The 17,809-nt window shown below is 63.5% G+C and carries 12 protein-coding genes and 1 pseudogene; 6 read left to right on the top strand and 7 right to left on the bottom strand.

Annotated elements, in window-relative coordinates:
* The first annotated feature begins 18 nt into the window (after positions 1-18).
* Positions 19-486 (top strand): Lrp/AsnC family transcriptional regulator, encoded by a 468-nt coding sequence (locus CO670_RS13755; protein WP_009992419.1) that lies wholly within the window; start codon positions 19-21, stop codon positions 484-486.
* 6 nt (positions 487-492) lie between these two features.
* On the opposite strand, the gene CO670_RS13750 is transcribed toward CO670_RS13755, so the two are convergent.
* Together CO670_RS13750 and CO670_RS13745 are read right to left on the bottom strand one after the other, a co-directional pair.
* Entirely contained in the window at positions 493-1,839 is a 1,347-nt protein-coding gene (locus tag CO670_RS13750) for a sigma-54 dependent transcriptional regulator (RefSeq protein ID WP_097590742.1), read from the bottom strand.
* Positions 1,840-1,841: 2 nt separating this feature from the next.
* Positions 1,842-3,716 carry an ATP-binding protein gene (locus tag CO670_RS13745; protein ID WP_097590741.1) on the bottom strand — a complete coding sequence of 625 codons (1,875 nt, stop codon included), beginning with the start codon at positions 3,714-3,716 and terminating at the stop codon, positions 1,842-1,844.
* Between the two features lie 225 nt (positions 3,717-3,941).
* On the opposite strand from CO670_RS13745, the gene CO670_RS13740 reads away from it, so the two are divergent.
* Positions 3,942-5,276: a dicarboxylate/amino acid:cation symporter gene (locus tag CO670_RS13740; protein ID WP_097590740.1), complete on the top strand. Its 1,335-nt coding sequence runs from the start codon at positions 3,942-3,944 to the stop codon at positions 5,274-5,276.
* 316 nt (positions 5,277-5,592) lie between these two features.
* Here the strand turns inward: CO670_RS13740 and CO670_RS13735 are convergent, their stop codons facing one another.
* A complete protein-coding gene (locus CO670_RS13735; protein ID WP_097590739.1) occupies positions 5,593-6,651 on the bottom strand; it encodes a glycosyltransferase family 4 protein in 1,059 nt (352 codons plus the stop codon).
* 27 nt (positions 6,652-6,678) lie between these two features.
* On the bottom strand, positions 6,679-7,155 hold the full coding sequence (gene greA / locus CO670_RS13730) for a transcription elongation factor GreA (protein ID WP_097590738.1): 477 nt from the start codon (positions 7,153-7,155) through the stop codon (positions 6,679-6,681).
* Positions 7,156-7,422: 267 nt separating this feature from the next.
* On the opposite strand from greA, the gene CO670_RS13725 reads away from it, so the two are divergent.
* Positions 7,423-8,655 carry a putative DNA modification/repair radical SAM protein gene (locus tag CO670_RS13725; protein ID WP_097590737.1) on the top strand — a complete coding sequence of 411 codons (1,233 nt, stop codon included), beginning with the start codon at positions 7,423-7,425 and terminating at the stop codon, positions 8,653-8,655.
* Positions 8,655-10,109, top strand: a complete 1,455-nt coding sequence (locus tag CO670_RS13720; RefSeq protein ID WP_097590736.1) for a UdgX family uracil-DNA binding protein — start codon at positions 8,655-8,657, stop codon at positions 10,107-10,109. Before CO670_RS13725 ends, CO670_RS13720 begins: the two co-directional genes overlap by 1 nt.
* Before the next feature lie 53 nt (positions 10,110-10,162).
* Here CO670_RS13720 and carB read toward each other — a convergent pair whose 3' ends face one another.
* Together carB and CO670_RS13710 are read right to left on the bottom strand one after the other, a co-directional pair.
* Positions 10,163-13,651, bottom strand: coding sequence for a carbamoyl-phosphate synthase large subunit (gene carB, locus CO670_RS13715; protein WP_097590735.1), 3,489 nt, complete (start codon positions 13,649-13,651; stop codon positions 10,163-10,165).
* Positions 13,652-13,822: 171 nt separating this feature from the next.
* Entirely contained in the window at positions 13,823-14,851 is a 1,029-nt protein-coding gene (locus CO670_RS13710) for a zinc-dependent alcohol dehydrogenase family protein (RefSeq protein WP_097590734.1), read from the bottom strand.
* A 268-nt stretch (positions 14,852-15,119) separates the two neighbouring features.
* On the opposite strand from CO670_RS13710, the gene CO670_RS13705 reads away from it, so the two are divergent.
* Positions 15,120-16,037: a neutral zinc metallopeptidase gene (locus tag CO670_RS13705; protein WP_097590733.1), complete on the top strand. Its 918-nt coding sequence runs from the start codon at positions 15,120-15,122 to the stop codon at positions 16,035-16,037.
* A gap of 199 nt (positions 16,038-16,236) precedes the next feature.
* Here the strand turns inward: CO670_RS13705 and CO670_RS13700 are convergent.
* Positions 16,237-16,383: pseudogene (locus CO670_RS13700) on the bottom strand (aldo/keto reductase); the annotation flags it as partial.
* 164 nt (positions 16,384-16,547) lie between these two features.
* On the opposite strand from CO670_RS13700, the gene CO670_RS13695 reads away from it, so the two are divergent.
* Positions 16,548-17,792: a TCR/Tet family MFS transporter gene (locus tag CO670_RS13695; RefSeq protein WP_097590732.1), complete on the top strand. Its 1,245-nt coding sequence runs from the start codon at positions 16,548-16,550 to the stop codon at positions 17,790-17,792.
* The last annotated feature ends 17 nt before the right edge of the window (positions 17,793-17,809 follow it).

The following is a 17,809-nucleotide window of genomic DNA, read 5'->3' as shown; positions in this document are numbered from 1 at the left end:
TTAAAGAAAGGCCGCGATGTGGGTCGCACGGAACTCGACGTCATCGACATAAAGATCCTCCGGGAGCTGCAGGCCGACGGCCGCATGACCAATGTGGAGCTCGCCGACCGCGTCGGCATCTCGGCGCCGCCCTGCCTGCGCCGGGTGCGCAAGCTCGAGGAAGCGGGCATCATCGAGGGCTATCACGCCATGCTGAACAGCCCGAAGCTCGGCTTCGATCTGGTCGCTTTCTGCATGGTCGGCCTCAAGCACCAGTCGGAAGGCAATCTCAAGGCCTTTGCCGCCGCCACCACCGAATGGCCGCTGGTGCGCCAGGCCTGGATGGTCTCGGGCGACAGCGATTTCCTGCTGCACTGCGTGGCGGAAAACCTCACCCACTTCCAGGACTTCGTCATCGAAGTGCTGACGGCGAACGAACATGTCGATACCGTGCGCACCATGCTGACGATCCGCCAGGTGAAGAAGCTCGGGCTGGTGGAAGTCTAAGGCAGCCTATTTGCGCGAGGCATAGCCGCCGCGGTTGATGCCGTGGCGCTGCAGTTTGTCGTAAAACGTCTTTCTCGGAATGCCGAGCGCCTCGATGGTGCGCCGCACGTCGCCGTCATTGGCGCTAAGGGCATCGCGGATGATCTCCGCCTCGTAGCGTTCCAGCCGTTCCGGCAGCGTGCCGCCCGCCGGCTGCGGGGGAAGGGGTGCTGCTGCGCCGCCTTCGACGCCCAGCACCACGCGTTCGGCATAATGGGAGAGTTCGCGGACATTGCCCGGCCATGCGTGGGTGGCGAGGTGATGGCGCACATTTTCTGAAAGTTCCGGCACGTCGCGGCGGAAGCGCTCGGCGGCGCGCGCGGCGAAATGGGAAAACAGCAGCGGAATATCCTCGCGGCGTTCTCTCAGCGGCGGAATGGAGATCGTCACGACATTCAGCCTGTAATAGAGGTCCTCGCGAAAATCGCCGCGCACCTCGGGATCTCCGAGGTCGATCTTGGCGGCCGCGACGACGCGCAGATCGACCGGGCGTACCTCATTGGTGCCGAGCGGGGTGATTTCGCGCATCTCCAGCACGCGCAGCATCTTGACCTGCGTGGCGAGAGGCATGCTCTCGATTTCGTCGAGGAAGAGCGTGCCGCCGCTTGCATGTTCGATGCGGCCCATGCGGCGCTTCTGAGCGCCGGTAAAAGCGCCGGCCTCATGGCCGAACAACTCGCTTTCGATGACGGTTTCGGGCAGCGCCCCGCAGTTCAGCGCCACGAAATTGCCCTTCCGGCGGTGGCTCCACTGATGCAGGATCTGGGCGACCACCTCCTTGCCGCTGCCGGTTTCGCCGGCGACGAGCACGTCGACATCGGTATCGGCGATGTGGCGCAGAATTTTCCTCAGATTTTCCATGGCAGGCGTCTGGCCGATCAGCGGCAAAGTCTCCTGCGCATCTTCGGCGGCCCGGCGCAGCATGCGGTTTTCCAGAACCAGCTGCCGCTTCTCGCCGGCGCGGCGCACGCTCTGGACGAGGCGGTCGGCTGCGAAGGGTTTGGCGATGAAATCATAGGCGCCGTCCTGGATGGCCTGAACGGCCATCGGAATATCGCCGTGGCCGGTCATCAATATAACAGGCAGGTCTGCGTCCATGCCCTTCAGCGTGGCGAACAGCTGCAGCCCGTCGATCTCGGGCATGCGGATATCGGTGACGACAGGGCCGGCAAAATTGGCCGTCAGCTCCGCCAGCGCGGCTTTCGCGCCGTCATAGGCCGAGACGGAAAAGCCGGCGAGTTCCAGCGTCTGGGCCGTGGCGCGGCGCAGATCCCTGTCGTCGTCGATCAGCGCAACGGGCATCGGTGTGGCCATGGTCAAGCCTTCCTCAGATGAACGATGAACCTTGTCCCGCTGCTGTCGCTCTCCACCTCCATCCGGCCGCCGTAATCGCCGACGATATCCTTGGAGATAACCAACCCCAGGCCGAGACCGCTTTCCTTCGAGGTGTTGAAGGGCGTGAACAGCCCCTTGCGGATCTCGGGCGAGATGCCGGGGCCGTTGTCGGCAACCGTCAGCATCACCATCTCCTGGTCACTCGATGTCCTGACCTCGACGCGCGCCTCGTCGGCCTTCGGGGCGACGGCCTCGAGCGCGTTCTGGAGCAGGTTGATCAGCACCTGTTCGAGGCGGATCCTGCTGCCCATGACCTGCAGGTCGGCAGGCGGCAGCTCGATGTCGAGCGTATCCATGCGGCCGGCAAAGCGGCTGCGCAGCAGCATCACCGCGCCCTCGATCACATCCTTCAACCCGGTCGGTTCGGCGCTGCCGCGGCCCTTGCGGGCGAAACTCTTCAGCTCCTCGGTGATCGAGCCGATGCGCTCGGTCAGCGCGGCGATGTTCTCCAGGTTCTCGCCGGCCGGCGCGGTCTGGCCGCGGTCGAGGAAGGTGCGGGCATTATCGGCATAGGCGCGGATGGTTGCGACCGGCTGGTTGATCTCGTGGGCGACGCCGGCGGCGACCTGGCCGAGGATCGCCAGCCTGTTGGCCTGAACCAGATCCTGCTGCACCGCCTGCAGTTTCTGCTCCGTGCTCCTGTGGCCGACGATCTCGGCCTGCAACCGGTCGCGCGCCTGGCTGAGATCGAGCGTCCGCTCGGCGACGCGCCGTTCCAGCTCCTCGCGCGCCTGCTGCTCCCTGAAAATCCTGAGAGTGACCGCCTGGCGGCGGCGCAACAGGAAGGCGCCTGCGGCAAGCAGCGGCAAGAGTGTCAACAGCGTCAGCATGCGGGCTTCGCGAATTCCCGCATCGACGGCCGCTCCCAGCGCCACGAGATGCCGCAGCTGCCACGCCGTTGCCGGAACCGGTATTCCGACATCGAGAAACCTGGTTTTCCCGGCGCCGCCCGGCATGACGATTTCGACGACGTCGAGCCCGTCGCCAAGGCTTCGCACGCTATCGAGCGGCAGCGGCTGAAGCGGCGCATCGCCGAATTGGAGGCTTTCGCGGATCGCCGCCAGACGATCCCCGGGGATCCGGCCGATCGTCATGAACCGCCAGGAGGGAATGCTGGTGATGAGGACGATGCCGCGATCGTCGATGACATAGGACGGTGCGTCCGTGGCGCTCCAGTCCGCCTCGATGTCATCGAATTCCACCTTGACGACGACGACACCGAGGAGCCCGTCCGGGCCGGATATGCGCTCGGAAATATAGAGGCCGGGTTCCTTGCTGACGGTGCCGAGCGCGAAGTGCTCGGCCTGTCCCTTCGCCACAGCACCCTGGAAATATTCGCGGAAACGATAGTCGTTGCCGACGAAGCTCGTCGGTTCGCGCCAGTTGCTGGCCGAAACCGCCATGCCGTTCTTGTCGATGACATAGATAACGGCAGCCTTGGTGCCCGCCGCCAGCATTTCCAGCTTCCGGCTCAGCTGCTCGAACGTGCCGGCCTCGTTTCCCGCCAGCGCCGCGGCGAGCGCGGTGTCCTGCGACAGCACGAAGGGAAGCGCCCGGTATTTCTCTAGAACCGTGCGCAGCAATGCCGCATTCAGCCGCGCATCGGTGCGGGCCTGTTCCTCCAGCGCGGTCTCGGCCTGGTAGCGGCCGACCTCGCCGCTTGCCCAGAGGCTCATGATGACGGCGAGAAGCGCGATCGCCGCATAGGCCCACCACATCCGGCGGATGCGATGATGCAGCGGCAGGGTGGGCCACAGCTTTTGCGAGACGGACAAGGACATGGCGGATTTGTGCATGTTTCGGCACTGGATGCAAATGACTTTGTGCGGATTTCCGCATTTCTTAACGTACTGCAGATGGTCTCCCAATTTTTTAAGTGACGAAAATCAATTGCTTAGATCTGCAATTCGAAACTGGCACGGCGATTGCGAAGGAGGGGACAACAACGGCTGAGCTGTTGAATTGAAGCGAACGGCTCGGGAGGCCGGAGTTCGTTCCGGGCGAGCCTTTAGGAGGACATCATGATCGCAGCACCATTGGATGCAGTCGCAGACAGCAAGGGCAAGAAGCCCTTTTATTCTCATCTTTACGTTCAGGTTCTCGCCGCCATCGCCGCGGGTATCCTTCTCGGCCATTTCTATCCCGAGCTCGGCACGCAGCTGAAGCCGCTCGGCGACGCCTTCATCAAGCTGGTGAAGATGGTCATCGCCCCGGTCATCTTCCTAACGGTCGCGACCGGCATCGCCGGCATGAGCGACCTGAAGAAGGTCGGCCGCGTCGCCGGCAAGGCGATGCTGTACTTCCTGACCTTCTCGACGCTGGCGCTCGTCATCGGCATGATCGTCGCCAATGTCGTCCAGCCCGGCGCCAGCATGAACATCGATCCGGCTTCGCTCGACCCGAAGGCCGTCGCTACCTTCGCCGAAAAGGCGCACGAGCAGAGCATCGTCGGCTTCCTCACCAACATCATCCCGTCGACGATCGTCGGCGCGTTTGCCGATGGCGACATCCTGCAGGTGCTGTTCTTCTCGGTGCTCTTCGGCGTCGCGCTCGCCATGGTCGGCGAAAAGGGCGAGCAGGTCGTGACCTTCCTCAACGCCCTGACGGCTCCGATCTTCAAGCTCGTCGGCATCCTCATGAAGGCCGCCCCGATCGGCGCCTTCGGCGCCATGGCGTTTACCATCGGCAAGTACGGCATCGGTTCGATCGCCAACCTCGCAATGCTGATCGGCACCTTCTACATCACCTCGCTGCTCTTCGTTCTCGTCGTTCTCGGCGCCGTTGCCCGCTACAACGGCTTCTCGATCCTGGCGCTGCTGCGCTACATCAAGGAAGAGCTGCTGCTGGTTCTCGGCACCTCGTCTTCCGAGGCAGCACTTCCGGGACTGATGAACAAGATGGAAAAGGCCGGCTGCAAGCGCTCGGTCGTCGGCCTCGTCATTCCCACAGGCTATTCCTTCAATCTCGACGGCACCAATATCTACATGACGCTGGCAGCCCTCTTCATTGCACAGGCAACCGGTATCCAGCTCTCCTGGGGCGACCAGATCCTGCTGCTCCTGGTGGCGATGCTGAGCTCGAAGGGCGCCGCCGGCATCACCGGCGCCGGTTTCATCACGCTTGCCGCGACGCTCTCCGTCGTGCCCTCCGTGCCGGTCGCCGGCATGGCGCTCATCCTCGGCATCGACCGCTTCATGTCGGAATGCCGGGCGCTGACCAACCTGGTCGGCAATGCCGTGGCGACGATCGTCGTGGCACGCTGGGAAAAGGAACTGGATACCGCGCAGCTCGCAGCGGCGCTCGGCGGCCAGACCGAGGAAGCTGCTCCGGCCGCCGGGCTTCAGCCGGCGGAATAACAAGGCCTGATTTTTGGCAACCTTTGCAGCGGCCCGTTTTACAGCGGGCCGTTTGCTTATTGATAATTTCGTTCTCTACGCAGATGTTCAACGTCACGCGCCATTCCGACCCGAGGAGATCGGCGAGACCGCTTACCCCTCCCCAACCCCTCCCCACAAGGGGGAGGGACTAACCCGGAGCGCCCACTTCGTTCCTTCTCGAAACGTCGCAGATAATGGAGAACGGGCGCGGTAAGTTAAGCCCCTCCCCCTTGTGGGGAGGGGTTTGGGGCGGGTCTTTTATGGATCCTTGTACCGACGTAGTCTTCTTTTTCGCTCAACCGCGATTGTCACCGAGAAGGCTGTTGTAAACAGCGCCGATCGCGTTTGCTTCCTTCTCCAGCGCGAAATTCGCCCTGACGTGGCGCAGCGCATTCTCGCCATGGGCGATCGCCAGCGCGGGATCTGCGATATAGGGGGCGATGGCCCGTGTCAGGGCCTCGCCATCGCCCGCAGCCACCACCGCGCCGGTCTCGCCATCGGCGATGAGTTCGGCATAGGCGCCGGCGTCCGATGCTACGACGGCGGTGCGCGAGGCCATGGCTTCGAGCGGCGTCAGGCCGAAACCCTCGTTGCGGGAAGGGGCGACGTAAAGCGTCAGGCGGCGATACCAGATTTTGATATCGGGCACTTCGCCGAGGAAGAGGATGCGATCGGCAAGGCCTGCGGCGGCGACATCGGCCTTGAGCTTGTCGCCGAAGGCCACGTGCTCCGCCGTCACCCGGCCGGAGACGACGGCCGTCCATTCCGGGTGCTGCGGCAAGAGTTCGATCATCGACTTGACGAAGAGGTCGGTGCCTTTCTGATGGCGCACGCGGCCGAAGCAGCCGACGAGATAGCGGCCGGGCAGGCCGGTGGCGGCAATGCCGTCTTCCGCCGTTTCCGGCGGGTGGAAGAGGGAGAGATCGACGCCGTGCTGGATGACGGTATGGGGCACTTCGAGGAAGGAGCCGGAGCGGTCGCTGGTTGCAATCACCGCGTCCATGCGGCGGATCAGCCATTTCGTATAGGCGGTGTGGCGGCGCTGCGCGGCCGAGGTGAAGAGCAGCTTGAGCGGCATGCGAAGGACATGGCGAAGCAGGATGCCGACGGCCATCTCATTGTTGCGGCGGGCGTGCCAGACGCGGTGGCGCCGGCGCGCCGGCGGGCGCCAGAGACCAAGGAGCTGCGGCCATTTCAGTTTCGCCAGGCCTTCCGGCAGGCCGGGACCGAGGGTTGCGATCCTGATGCCGAGCCGGATCTGGCACGGGATGAGCTGGACGATGGTCGACGTGACGCCGGAGAGCCGGCGCTTGAAATTAGGCGCGATGATCTCGACGTCACGCATATCAGGCAAGGAATGGGTCTCGTGCGTGGCGGGCGATCAGCCCCAGGAAACCTGAAGGATTTCGTAGGCCTTGGAGCCGCCCGGGGCGTTGACCTCGATGGAATCGCCGACTTCCTTGCCGATCAGCGCACGGGCGATCGGGGAGGAGATGGAGATGCGGCCGGCCTTGACGTCGGCTTCCTGGTCGCCAACGATCTGGTAGGTCTTTTCTTCCTCGGTGTCCTCGTCGACGAGCTTCACCTTGGCGCCGAACTTGATCTTGTGGCCGGACATCTTGGTGAGGTCGATGACCTCGGCGCGCGCCGTCAGATCTTCGAGCTCGGTGATGCGGCCCTCGTTGTGGCTCTGGGCTTCCTTGGCGGCGTGATATTCGGCATTTTCGGAAAGGTCGCCATGGGCACGGGCTTCGGCGATCGCCTCGATGATTCGGGGACGCTCCTCCTGCTGGCGCCAGCGCAGTTCTTCCTGCAGCTTGACGAAACCACCCTGTGTCATCGGTACCTTTTCAACCATTTTTCCGTCCTTCACTCCTTGCGTCTGCTAGTCCCTGCCTTCGAGCAGTCAGGCACACACAAAAGAAAACAGGTCCCGAAGGGGAACTTCGGAACCGTGCCACAATCCTATTCGCGTGCTTATAGCAGATCGGCACAGCGAATTTCCAGAAAATTCGCATAAGGGAAACCCAACCCACTGCGACATCGGGCGATGTGCCCCAAAAAAGGGCGGCGGGCAAATCGATTTGGTTGACTTCGTATATTAGAACATATAGTGAACATTGGCATGAAGAAGTCGCTTGCCGAACGCCTCGCCATTCTTTCCGACGCCGCCAAATATGACGCGTCCTGCGCTTCCAGCGGCACGGCGAAACGTGATTCAAGCGCGAGCGGCGGGCTCGGCTCGACGGAGGGATCCGGCATCTGCCATGCCTATGCGCCGGACGGGCGGTGCATTTCGCTTCTGAAGATCCTGCTGACCAATTTCTGCATCTACGACTGCGCCTATTGCGTCAATCGCTCCTCCAGCAATGTCGAGCGGGCGCGCTTCACGGCGGAGGAGGTCGTCTGGCTGACGTTGGAATTCTACCGCCGCAATTATATCGAGGGCCTCTTTCTGTCCTCCGGCATCATCCGCTCCTCCGATTACACGATGGAAGAGATGGTCCGCATCGTCCGCGAACTGCGGGTGACGCATAATTTTCGCGGCTACATCCATCTGAAGGCCATCCCGGAGGCATCGCCGCATCTGATCGAGGAGGCGGGGCTTCATGCCGACAGGCTGTCGCTCAACATCGAGCTGCCGACGGACAAGGGCATTTCCCGCTTCGCGCCGGAAAAGAAGCCAGCCAATATCCGGCGATCGATGGGCGATCTCCGGCTGAAGATCGAGGCGGCGGGCGAACCAACGCTCAAGACGAAGAAGCGGCAGCGTTTCGTCCCGGCCGGCCAGAGCACGCAAATGATCGTCGGCGCGGATGGCGCGAACGATGCGACGATCCTGGCAAGCAGCGGCCGGCTCTACAGCAGCTACGGGCTGAAGCGCGTCTATTACTCCGCTTTCAGCCCGATCCCCGACGCTTCCAAAAACCTGCCGCTCATCAAGCCGCCGCTGATGCGCGAACATCGGCTCTACCAGGCCGACTGGCTTTACCGGTTCTACGGTTTCGGCATCGACGAGATTACCGCGAACCAGGCGGACGGCATGCTCGATCTGAACCTCGATCCGAAGCTTGCCTGGGCGCTTGCCAATCGAGGCGAATTCCCCGTCGATATCAACAAAGCCGAGCGTGAACGGCTGCTGCGCGTGCCTGGTCTTGGTACCAAGACCGTCAAGGCGATCGTTTCGGCGCGCCGCTTTCGCCGGCTGCGGCTTGACGATCTCTCGCGGCTCGGCGTTTCGATCAAGAAGGTCCAGTCCTTCATCTCGGCGGAAGGCTGGTCGCCGCGCCGGCTGATCGACCGGCCGGATCTTCGCGCCATGTTCGAGCCGCAGCCCGAACAATTGTCGTTGCTGTGATGCGCCGGGTCGTGCTTTCCGGACGCGGCGATCTTGGCGAATGGCGCGATGCCGCCCGCGCCTTCGCGGCCGCCGGCATATTGCCGGAGGAGATCGACTGGCGCGAGAAAAGCGCGGAGGCCGATCTTTCCTTTCAGCGGGACGCCATGCCGCCCGTACCTGCAACATCCCGTAAGCCGATGACGGTGCCGCCCGCCTTCATCGAGCTTGCGGAGACGGTGCTTTGCCATTGCGATCCGGCGCGGTTTTGCCTGCTTTACCGCCTGCTCTGGCGGCTGCAGATGGACAAGCGGCTGCTCGAGGTGGCGTCCGACGAGGATGTCGCGCGCGCCCGGCTGATGGCGAAGAACGTGCGCCGCGACGCCCACAAGATGACGGCCTTCGTCCGTTTCAAGGAGGTCGGCGCGGTATCGGCAGGCCGCCGGAAATTCCTCGCCTGGTTCGAGCCGGACCACCATATCGTCAGGCGCACGGCGCCCTTCTTCCAGCGGCGCTTCAACGACATGGACTGGCTGATCGCAACGCCGAAGGGATCGGCCGCCTGGGACGGCGAGCGGCTGACGATGACAGACGAGCCTTGCGAAAAACCCGATCTCAGCGATGCCACGGACGAACTCTGGCGCACCTACTACGCCAATATCTTCAATCCGGCCAGGTTGAAGGTGAAGGCGATGCAGGCGGAGATGCCGAAGAAATACTGGAAAAACCTGCCGGAGGCCGATCTCATTCCTGGCTTGATCGCATCGGCCGAAAGCAAGGTGCGGGAGATGGCGGCAAGGGAGGCGACGCAATCGCTGCCCTTTCACGACCGGCTGCAGCAGGCTGCGCGCAATCTTCCCGCCGAGCCCGAGCTTCCGGCGGGCACGCTGGAAGCACTGCGTGCGGAGGCTGCCGTCTGCACGCGCTGTCCGCTTCACGCCCATGCGACGCAGACGGTCTTCGGGGAGGGGCCGCGCGATGCCGAGGTCATGTTCGTCGGCGAGCAGCCGGGCGATCAGGAGGACATCGCAGGGCGCCCCTTCGTCGGTCCTGCGGGCAGGCTTTTCGATCAGGTGATTGCGGAGGCGGGCATCGACCGGTCGACGCTTTACGTCACCAACTCAGTCAAGCATTTCAAATACGAGCCACGCGGTAAGCGCCGTATTCACCAGAAACCCAATATGGGCGAGGTGAAGCATTGTCGCTGGTGGCTCGATCTGGAATTGGCGCTCGTCAAGCCGAAACTGATCGTCGCGATGGGGGCGACGGCGCTTGCGGCGCTGACTGATATAAAAGGGCGCCTGCAGGACGTCAGAGGAAAGGCGATGGCGATCGAAGGAGGGCGCACGCTCTTCGTGACCGTGCATCCGTCCTATCTGCTGCGCATTCCAGACGAGCGGCTGAAGGCGGAGGAGATGGCGCGGTTTCGCGATGATATGCTGAAAATTCAGCGGCTTATAAAAGCGGCCGCATAAATTGATTCTGCTTGAGTTCGCGCCACCACCCATCGGGCGGTGGCGCTGTCATCTCAAGCAAAGTAGCTCTGCAGCGGCCGGACTTCGAGGTTGCCGGCCTTGAGTGCCTTGATCGCCTGGGCGGCGGCTTCGGCGCCTGCCATCGTCGTGTAATAGGGCACCTTCTGCATCAGCGTCGCGCGGCGCAGCGACTTGGAGTCCGAGATCGCCTTGTTGCCGTCAGTGGTGTTGATGACGAGCTGGACCTGGCGGTTGCGGATCGCGTCCTCGATATGCGGACGGCCTTCGAGCACCTTGTTGATCTTGGTGGCGGTGATGCCGTTTTCGCCGAGGAAGCGGGCGGTGCCACCGGTCGCCAGCACCTTGAAGCCCTCTTCGACGAGGATGCGGATTGCCGGCAGCACACGCGGCTTGTCCTCATCGCGCACCGAGACGAAGACCGTTCCGTCACGCGGCAGCTCGACGCCGGCACCGAGCTGCGACTTGGCGAAGGCCAGCGCAAAATCGGTATCGAGGCCGATGACTTCGCCGGTCGAGCGCATTTCCGGGCCGAGCAGCGTATCGACGCCGGGGAAGCGGGCGAAGGGGAAGACGGCTTCCTTGACGGCGATGTGGGTGAGCTTGCGGGGATCGGGCTTCGTGCCGTAGGCGGCAAAGGTCGCGTCGAGTTTCTCGCCGGCCATGACGCGGGCGGCGATCTTGGCGATCGGCGCACCGATGGTCTTGGCGACAAAAGGCACGGTGCGCGAGGCGCGCGGGTTGACTTCGAGCACGTAGACAGTGCCGTCCTTGATGGCGAACTGGACGTTCATCAGGCCGCCGACATTGAGCGCCTTGGCCATGGCTTTCGCCTGGCGTTCCAGCTCGTCAAGCAGTTCGACCGGCAGCGAGCGCGGCGGCAGCGAACAGGCGCTGTCGCCCGAATGGATGCCGGCTTCCTCGATATGCTCCATGATGCCGGCCACGTAGACGTCGGTGCCATCAGAGAGGCAGTCGACGTCGACTTCGATGGCGTGGGTGAGGTAGCTGTCGAAGAGCAGCGGGTTCTTGCCGAGCAGGGTGTTGATCTGGCCGGTCTTGTCGTTGGGATAACGCTGCTTGATGTCTTCGGGCACCAGTTCCGGCACCGTGTCGAGCAGATAGGTCTGCAGCTGGCCTTCCGAATGCAGGATCTGCATGGCGCGGCCGCCGAGAACGTAAGACGGGCGCACGACCAGCGGGAAGCCGATTTCGGCGGCGACCAGGCGGGCCTGCTCGACCGAATAGGCAATGCCGTTGTTCGGCTGGTTGAGATCGAGCTTCATCAGAAGCTTCTGGAAGCGGTCGCGGTCCTCGGCAAGGTCGATCATGTCGGGCGCGGTGCCGAGGATCGGGATGCCGTTCTTTTCGAGCGCTTCTGCGAGCTTCAGCGGCGTCTGGCCGCCGAACTGGACGATGACGCCGACGACTTCGCCCTTTTCCTGCTCGGCGCGCAGGATCTCGATCACATCCTCTGCCGTCAGCGGTTCGAAATAGAGGCGGTCCGACGTGTCGTAGTCGGTCGAGACGGTTTCCGGGTTGCAGTTGATCATGATCGCTTCATAGCCCGCATCCTTCAGAGCGAAGGCGGCGTGGCAGCAGCAATAGTCGAACTCGATGCCCTGGCCGATGCGGTTCGGGCCGCCGCCGAGGATGACGACCTTCTTGCGGTCGGAGACCTGAGCCTCCGAGCGCGCGGCGCCGACGAAAGGCGTCTCGTAGGTCGAATACATATAGGCGGTCGGCGAGGCGAATTCGGCCGCACAGGTATCGATGCGCTTGAAAACCGGGCGGACGTTCAGGCCGTTGCGCAGTTCTGCGACTTCCTTCGGGCGCTTGCCGGTCAGCGTCGCCAGACGTGCGTCGGAGAAGCCCATCGCCTTCAGCATGCGCAGGTTGTCGGCATCGCCGGGCAGGCCATGCTCGCGGATGCGCGCTTCCATGTCGACGATGTTCTTCAGCTGGGCGATGAACCACGGGTCGATCTTGCAGCCCTCGTGGACTTCCGCCTCGCTCATGCCCTGGCGCAGAGCCTGGGCGACCATGCGCAGGCGGTCCGGGGTCGGCGTGCCGATAGCGGCGCGGATGGCGTTCTGGCTGGATTCGCCTTCTTCGAAATCAGGGATCTCGATTTCGTCGAGGCCGGTCAGACCGGTTTCGAGGCCGCGCAGCGCCTTCTGCAGCGATTCGGCGAAGGTGCGGCCGATCGCCATGACTTCGCCGACCGACTTCATCGCGGTCGTCAGAACCGGCGAGGCGCCGGGGAATTTCTCGAAGGCGAAGCGCGGGATCTTGGTGACGACATAGTCGATCGACGGTTCGAAGGAGGCGGGTGTCGCGCCGCCGGTGATGTCGTTTTCCAGTTCGTCGAGCGTATAGCCTATGGCGAGCTTGGCGGCGACCTTGGCGATCGGGAAGCCGGTGGCCTTGGAGGCGAGCGCCGAGGAACGCGAGACGCGCGGGTTCATTTCGATGACGACGAGGCGGCCGTCCTTCGGGTTGACGGCGAATTGCACGTTCGAGCCGCCGGTCTCGACGCCGATCTCGCGCAGCACCGCGATCGAGGCGTTGCGCATGATCTGGTATTCCTTGTCCGTCAGCGTCAGCGCCGGGGCGACGGTGATCGAATCGCCGGTATGGACGCCCATCGGGTCGATGTTCTCGATCGAGCAGATGATGATGCAGTTGTCCGCCTTGTCGCGGACGACCTCCATCTCATATTCCTTCCAGCCGAGCACTGATTCTTCGATCAGCACTTCGGTCGTCGGCGAGGCGTCGAGGCCGCCGCCGACGATCTCGAAGAACTCCGAGCGGTTGTAGGCAATGCCGCCGCCGGTGCCGCCGAGGGTGAAGGAGGGGCGGATGATGGCGGGCAGGCCGACATGGTCGAGCGCCTGGGCGGCGATCGCCATGGCGTGGTTCAAATAACGCTGCTTGCGGTCGCTCTCGCCGAGGTTCCATTGGTTTTCCAGCTCGTCCAGCGCCTTGTCGAGGTCGGAGCCGGAAAGGCTTTCGCGCAGCTTGCTGCGCTCGGCCTCGTGCGTCTTGCGGTCGAGATCCTTGATGTCGGTGGCGTTCGCGAGCATCGAGCGCGGCGTTTCCAGGCCGATGCGGGCCATCGCCTCGCGAAACAGCGCGCGGTCCTCGGCCATGTCGATGGCGGCGGGCTTGGCGCCGATCATCTCGACATTGTAGCGGTCGAGCACGCCCATGCGCTTCAGCGACAGCGCGGTATTCAAAGCCGTCTGGCCGCCCATGGTCGGCAGCAGCGCATCCGGGCGTTCCTTGGCGATGATCTTGGCGACGACCTCAGGGGTGATGGGCTCGACATAGGTCGCGTCGGCAAGACCCGGATCGGTCATGATCGTTGCCGGGTTCGAGTTGACGAGGATGACGCGGTAACCTTCCTCCTTCAGCGCCTTGCAGGCCTGGGTTCCGGAATAGTCGAACTCGCAAGCCTGGCCAATGACGATCGGTCCCGCGCCGATGATGAGGATCGATTTGATGTCTTGGCGCTTCGGCATGGGCGATATCCATTGTCTGGCTGCGCAAAAAGCCGGCCAGGGTGGGAGATCACCAGGTCGGGTCGCGCATTGAGGTCTTTTCAGGCTAGAAGCGGCTTATAGGCAAATGTATTTGCAAACGGAACCCCATAAATCGCGGAATCGACAGGAATCCGGAGATAGCGCGAAAGCCTATTTCCCATCCGGCACGACAAGCACCCGGATTTCGCCGCCGTGCGCCGGATTGGCGATCGCTTCGGGGGCCTCGGCGAGGCCGATCCGGCGGGAGATCAAAGGCTCGACCTTGATCCGGCTGGAGGCGATGAGATCGGCGGCGCGGCCGTGGGTGAAGGGGTTGACGAAGGAGCTTATCAGCGCGACTTCGCGAAACAGCAGGTCGAAGGGCTCGATCTCGATCTTTGCGCCCTGGGCCATGACGCCCAAAATGACGGCCGTGCCGCCGCGCCGGGCAAGCCGGGGCGCCTGCTGCATGGTTTCGGCCACGCCGGCGCATTCGAAGACGACATCGGCGCCGCCGGGCAGCAGTCCGCCTTCGGCGAGGATGCGGGCAAAGACATCGCCGTCACCGGGGTCGAGCGTGGCGGTGGCGCCGAGGCTTTCGGCCAGCCGGCGTTTTTCGGCGCTCCGCGTTACCAGCACGACCCGGGTCGCGCCGGCAAGCCTTGCCAGTTGAACGGTGAGAAGGCCGATGACGCCGCCGCCGAGCACGATGGCCGAAAAGCCGGCCCGCAGCCCGGCGAGATCGACGCCGTGAATGCAGCAGGCGAGCGGTTCGCAGAAGGCGCCGTGCAGCGGATCGAGGTCAGCCGGCAGCGCGAAGGCCTGGCTTTCCGGCATGCAGACATAGTCTGCGAAACCGCCGTCGCGATGGATGCCGATCGCCTGCAGGTTCCGGCAGAGATTGACGCGGCCGCGCCGGCATTCCTCGCAGCCGCCGCAGGAGATATTCGGATCGCCGGTCACACGCATGCCCGGGCGAAAGCCGGTGACGCCGGCTCCAACCGCTTCGACGATCCCTGCGAACTCGTGGCCGAGCGTTACCGGCGCCTTTGCGGGAAATTCCCCGTGATAGATATGGCGGTCGGTGCCGCAGATGCCGCAGGCCTCGACGCGGACCAGCAGTTCGCCGGGGCCGGGCGCCGGCTTTTCAGCCTCGCGCAGCTGCAGTTTTCCGGTTGCTTCCAGGCGTACGGCCTTCATCGCTCTTCCTCCTGCTTTCTCCTCCTGGTTCAGGAAGAGCGAAAGCGGGAGTCCAGTCAAGCGCTTAGCGCGCCTTCTTTACCTGAAACGGCGGCGCGTGCATTTGAGGGAACAATATCCCGCTTCCAAGGTTTCCGGCCGAGACGCTGGAGCCGTGATGGCAGATCCGCCGACTGTTTCGAGGCGGATGAAGCCGCTGGAATTCTCCCCGCCGACGGATATATAAATTCTTTGAGTGCAAGCACGGGCATTGCCGGGGAGAGAGAAGATGGAATGGAGAGGCCGGCGTCAGTCCGATAATGTCGAGGATCGCCGTGGTTCGGGCGGCAGCCCCTTCGGCCGCGGCGGCGGGTTCAATTTCCCCTCCGGCGGCGGTGTTCGCCGCGCCGGCGGCGGTTTGAGCATCGGCACGATCATCTTCCTCGTCGTCATTTATTTCATCTTCAAGGCGATGGGCATAGATCTGATGCAGGTGCTCTATGGCGGCGGCATGTCGAGCGGCCCGGGCTACGAGCAGAGCCAGTCCGAGGGAACGCGCACCCCCGCCAATGACGAGATGACCGCCTTTGTGCGCACCGTCCTTGCAGAGACCGAGGACACCTGGAACGGCATCTTCCAGGCGCAGGGCCAGAATTACGAAGAGCCGCGCCTCGTTCTCTTCTCGGGACAGACACAATCGGCCTGCGGCTTTGCCTCTGCCGCGACCGGCCCGTTCTATTGCCCGGGAGATCACAAGGTCTATCTCGATACGACGTTCTTCCAGGAACTGTCCGACCGCTTCGGCGCATCGGGCGATTTCGCCGAGGCCTATGTCGTCGCCCACGAGGTCGGCCATCACGTGCAGAACCTGCTCGGCATCCTGCCGAAGTTCAACCAGGCCCGCCAGCGCATGAGCGAGGAAGAGGCCAACAAGATGTCGGTGCGCGTCGAGCTGCAGGCCGATTGCTTCGCCGGCATCTGGGGCAAATATACCGAGCAGAAGGGCATTCTGGAGGCCGGCGACCTGGAGGAGGCGCTGAACGCCGCCCAGCAGATCGGCGACGATACGCTGCAGAAGCGCTCGCAGGGCTACGTCGTGCCCGAGAGCTTCAACCACGGCACCTCGGCACAGCGCGCCCGGTGGTTCAAGCGCGGTTTCGACAGCGGCCAGCTGTCTGCCTGCGATACGTTCTCGGGGCCGGTTTGAGGTTGGTTGGTTAGGGTTTGTGGGTGTCGCCCCCTCATCCGCCTGCCGGCACCTTCTCCCCGCTGGGGAGAAGAGACCAAGCCGTTAGCCTCATTCCTGCTATGAACGCTTCTATGGGAATGCAACGCCGCCACAAATCTCTTCTCCCCCTCGGGGAGAAGGTGCCGGCAGGCGGATGAGGGGGCCTCACGGCAGGGCCTTCAATATGCTTCAACATCTGTTCGGGATAACGCCCGCCGGCCGCCGCATGCTTCGGTACAGCCCGTTCGAGAGCTTTGAAATCGTCCGCCGACAGCATACCGCATACCGCGCGTGAGCCGAGGGCCTCGGTCAGCCGGTCGCGGCGAAAGGAGCGCGCGCGGCCTGCGGTTGAGGCGTCTCATAAAGTTCCCGCAGAGCAGTATCAAAAACTTTGAATGTTCACGGATTGTTTCACTTTCCTTTCTGAGCTATGTCATTTTTGCGGGGACGAGATCGTCTTTCCAGAAACAACGGCTGTAGAGATGCATCATGCTTGACCCGAAATTCGTTCGCCGCGGCCTTTTCCTGGTCTTCATCATCCTCTTCCTCGACATTATCGGCATCGCCATCATCATGCCGGTGCTGCCGGCCTATCTGGAGCAGCTGACCGGCGACAGCGTCAGTGATGCGGCGGTCGACGGCGGCTGGCTGATGCTCGTCTATGCCGCCATGCAATTCCTGTTCGCGCCGCTGCTCGGAAACCTGTCGGATCGTTTCGGCCGCCGGCCGATCCTTCTGCTTTCGGTGCTGACCTTCGCGATCGACAATTTTATCTGCGGCATCGCCACCAGCTTCTGGATGCTGTTCGTTGGCCGCGTTCTTGCCGGCATCAGCGGCGGCAGCTTCGCCACCTGCTCGGCCTATATCGCCGACATCAGCACGGAGGAGAACCGGGCGAAGAATTTCGGGCTGATCGGCATCGCTTTCGGCGTCGGCTTTACGATCGGCCCCGTCATCGGCGGCTTCCTCGGCGAATTCGGCCCGCGCGTGCCCTTTCTCGGCGCAGCTGCGCTGTCGCTCCTCAATTTCATCGCCGCCTGCTTCTTGCTGCCGGAAACGCTGGAGGCGAAGAACCGCCGCCGCTTCGAGTGGAAGCGCGCCAATCCGCTCGGCGCGCTGCGTCAGATGCGCCACTATCCCGGCATCGGCTGGGTCAGCCTCGTCATGTTCCTGTTCTTCCTGGCGCATGCCGTCTATCCCTCGGTCTGGTCCTTCGTCTCGACCTATCGCTATGGCTGGAGCGAGGGGCAGATCGGCCTGTCGCTCGGCATTTACGGCATCGGCGCAGCACTCGTCATGGGGCTGGTCCTGCCGCGCGTCGTGCCGCTGCTCGGCGAATGGAAGACGGCGCTGCTCGGCCTCTGTTTTTCGGCCGCAGGCCTGACCGGCTATGCCTTTGCCTGGGACGGCTGGGTGGTCTACGTCGTCATCGTCGCGACGGTGATGGAAAACGTTGCCGATCCGCCGCTGCGCAGCATCGCCGCCGGCAAGGTGCCGCCTTCGGCGCAGGGCGAGCTGCAGGGCGCTTTGACCAGCCTCAGCAGCATCACCACCATCGTCGGGCCGCTGATCTTCACGCAGATGTTCGGCTATTTCACGCGGCCGGAGGCGCCGGTCACCTTTGCCGGCGCGCCCTATCTGACGGCCGCCCTGTTCATCCTGCTCGCCGCCGGCGTGTTCCTCACCCGCGTGCGGGTTCGCCGGCCGGCCGAGGCGCTGGAAGCGGCGGGTTGATCGATCAGAAATGGTGA

Origin of the sequence: Rhizobium sp. J15, assembly GCF_002531825.1 — a bacterium.
GTDB lineage: Bacteria > Pseudomonadota > Alphaproteobacteria > Rhizobiales > Rhizobiaceae > Rhizobium.
The sequence above is the reverse complement of the archived record's forward strand: the minus strand, read 5'-3'. Positions and strand labels throughout refer to the sequence as shown.

What these genes read in the sequence shown, in the direction of transcription:
- CO670_RS13750 (WP_097590742.1), bottom strand. Translation starts at nt 1,839, where the DNA reads ATGGCCACACCGATGCCCGTTGCGCTGATCGACGACGACAGGGATCTG.
- CO670_RS13745 (WP_097590741.1), bottom strand. Translation starts at nt 3,716, where the DNA reads ATGCACAAATCCGCCATGTCCTTGTCCGTCTCGCAAAAGCTGTGGCCC.
- CO670_RS13740 (WP_097590740.1), top strand. Translation starts at nt 3,942, where the DNA reads ATGATCGCAGCACCATTGGATGCAGTCGCAGACAGCAAGGGCAAGAAG.
- greA (WP_097590738.1), bottom strand. Translation starts at nt 7,155, where the DNA reads ATGGTTGAAAAGGTACCGATGACACAGGGTGGTTTCGTCAAGCTGCAG.
- CO670_RS13725 (WP_097590737.1), top strand. Translation starts at nt 7,423, where the DNA reads ATGAAGAAGTCGCTTGCCGAACGCCTCGCCATTCTTTCCGACGCCGCC.
- CO670_RS13720 (WP_097590736.1), top strand. Translation starts at nt 8,655, where the DNA reads ATGCGCCGGGTCGTGCTTTCCGGACGCGGCGATCTTGGCGAATGGCGC.
- carB (WP_097590735.1), bottom strand. Translation starts at nt 13,651, where the DNA reads ATGCCGAAGCGCCAAGACATCAAATCGATCCTCATCATCGGCGCGGGA.
- CO670_RS13710 (WP_097590734.1), bottom strand. Translation starts at nt 14,851, where the DNA reads ATGAAGGCCGTACGCCTGGAAGCAACCGGAAAACTGCAGCTGCGCGAG.
- CO670_RS13705 (WP_097590733.1), top strand. Translation starts at nt 15,120, where the DNA reads ATGGAATGGAGAGGCCGGCGTCAGTCCGATAATGTCGAGGATCGCCGT.
- CO670_RS13695 (WP_097590732.1), top strand. Translation starts at nt 16,548, where the DNA reads ATGCTTGACCCGAAATTCGTTCGCCGCGGCCTTTTCCTGGTCTTCATC.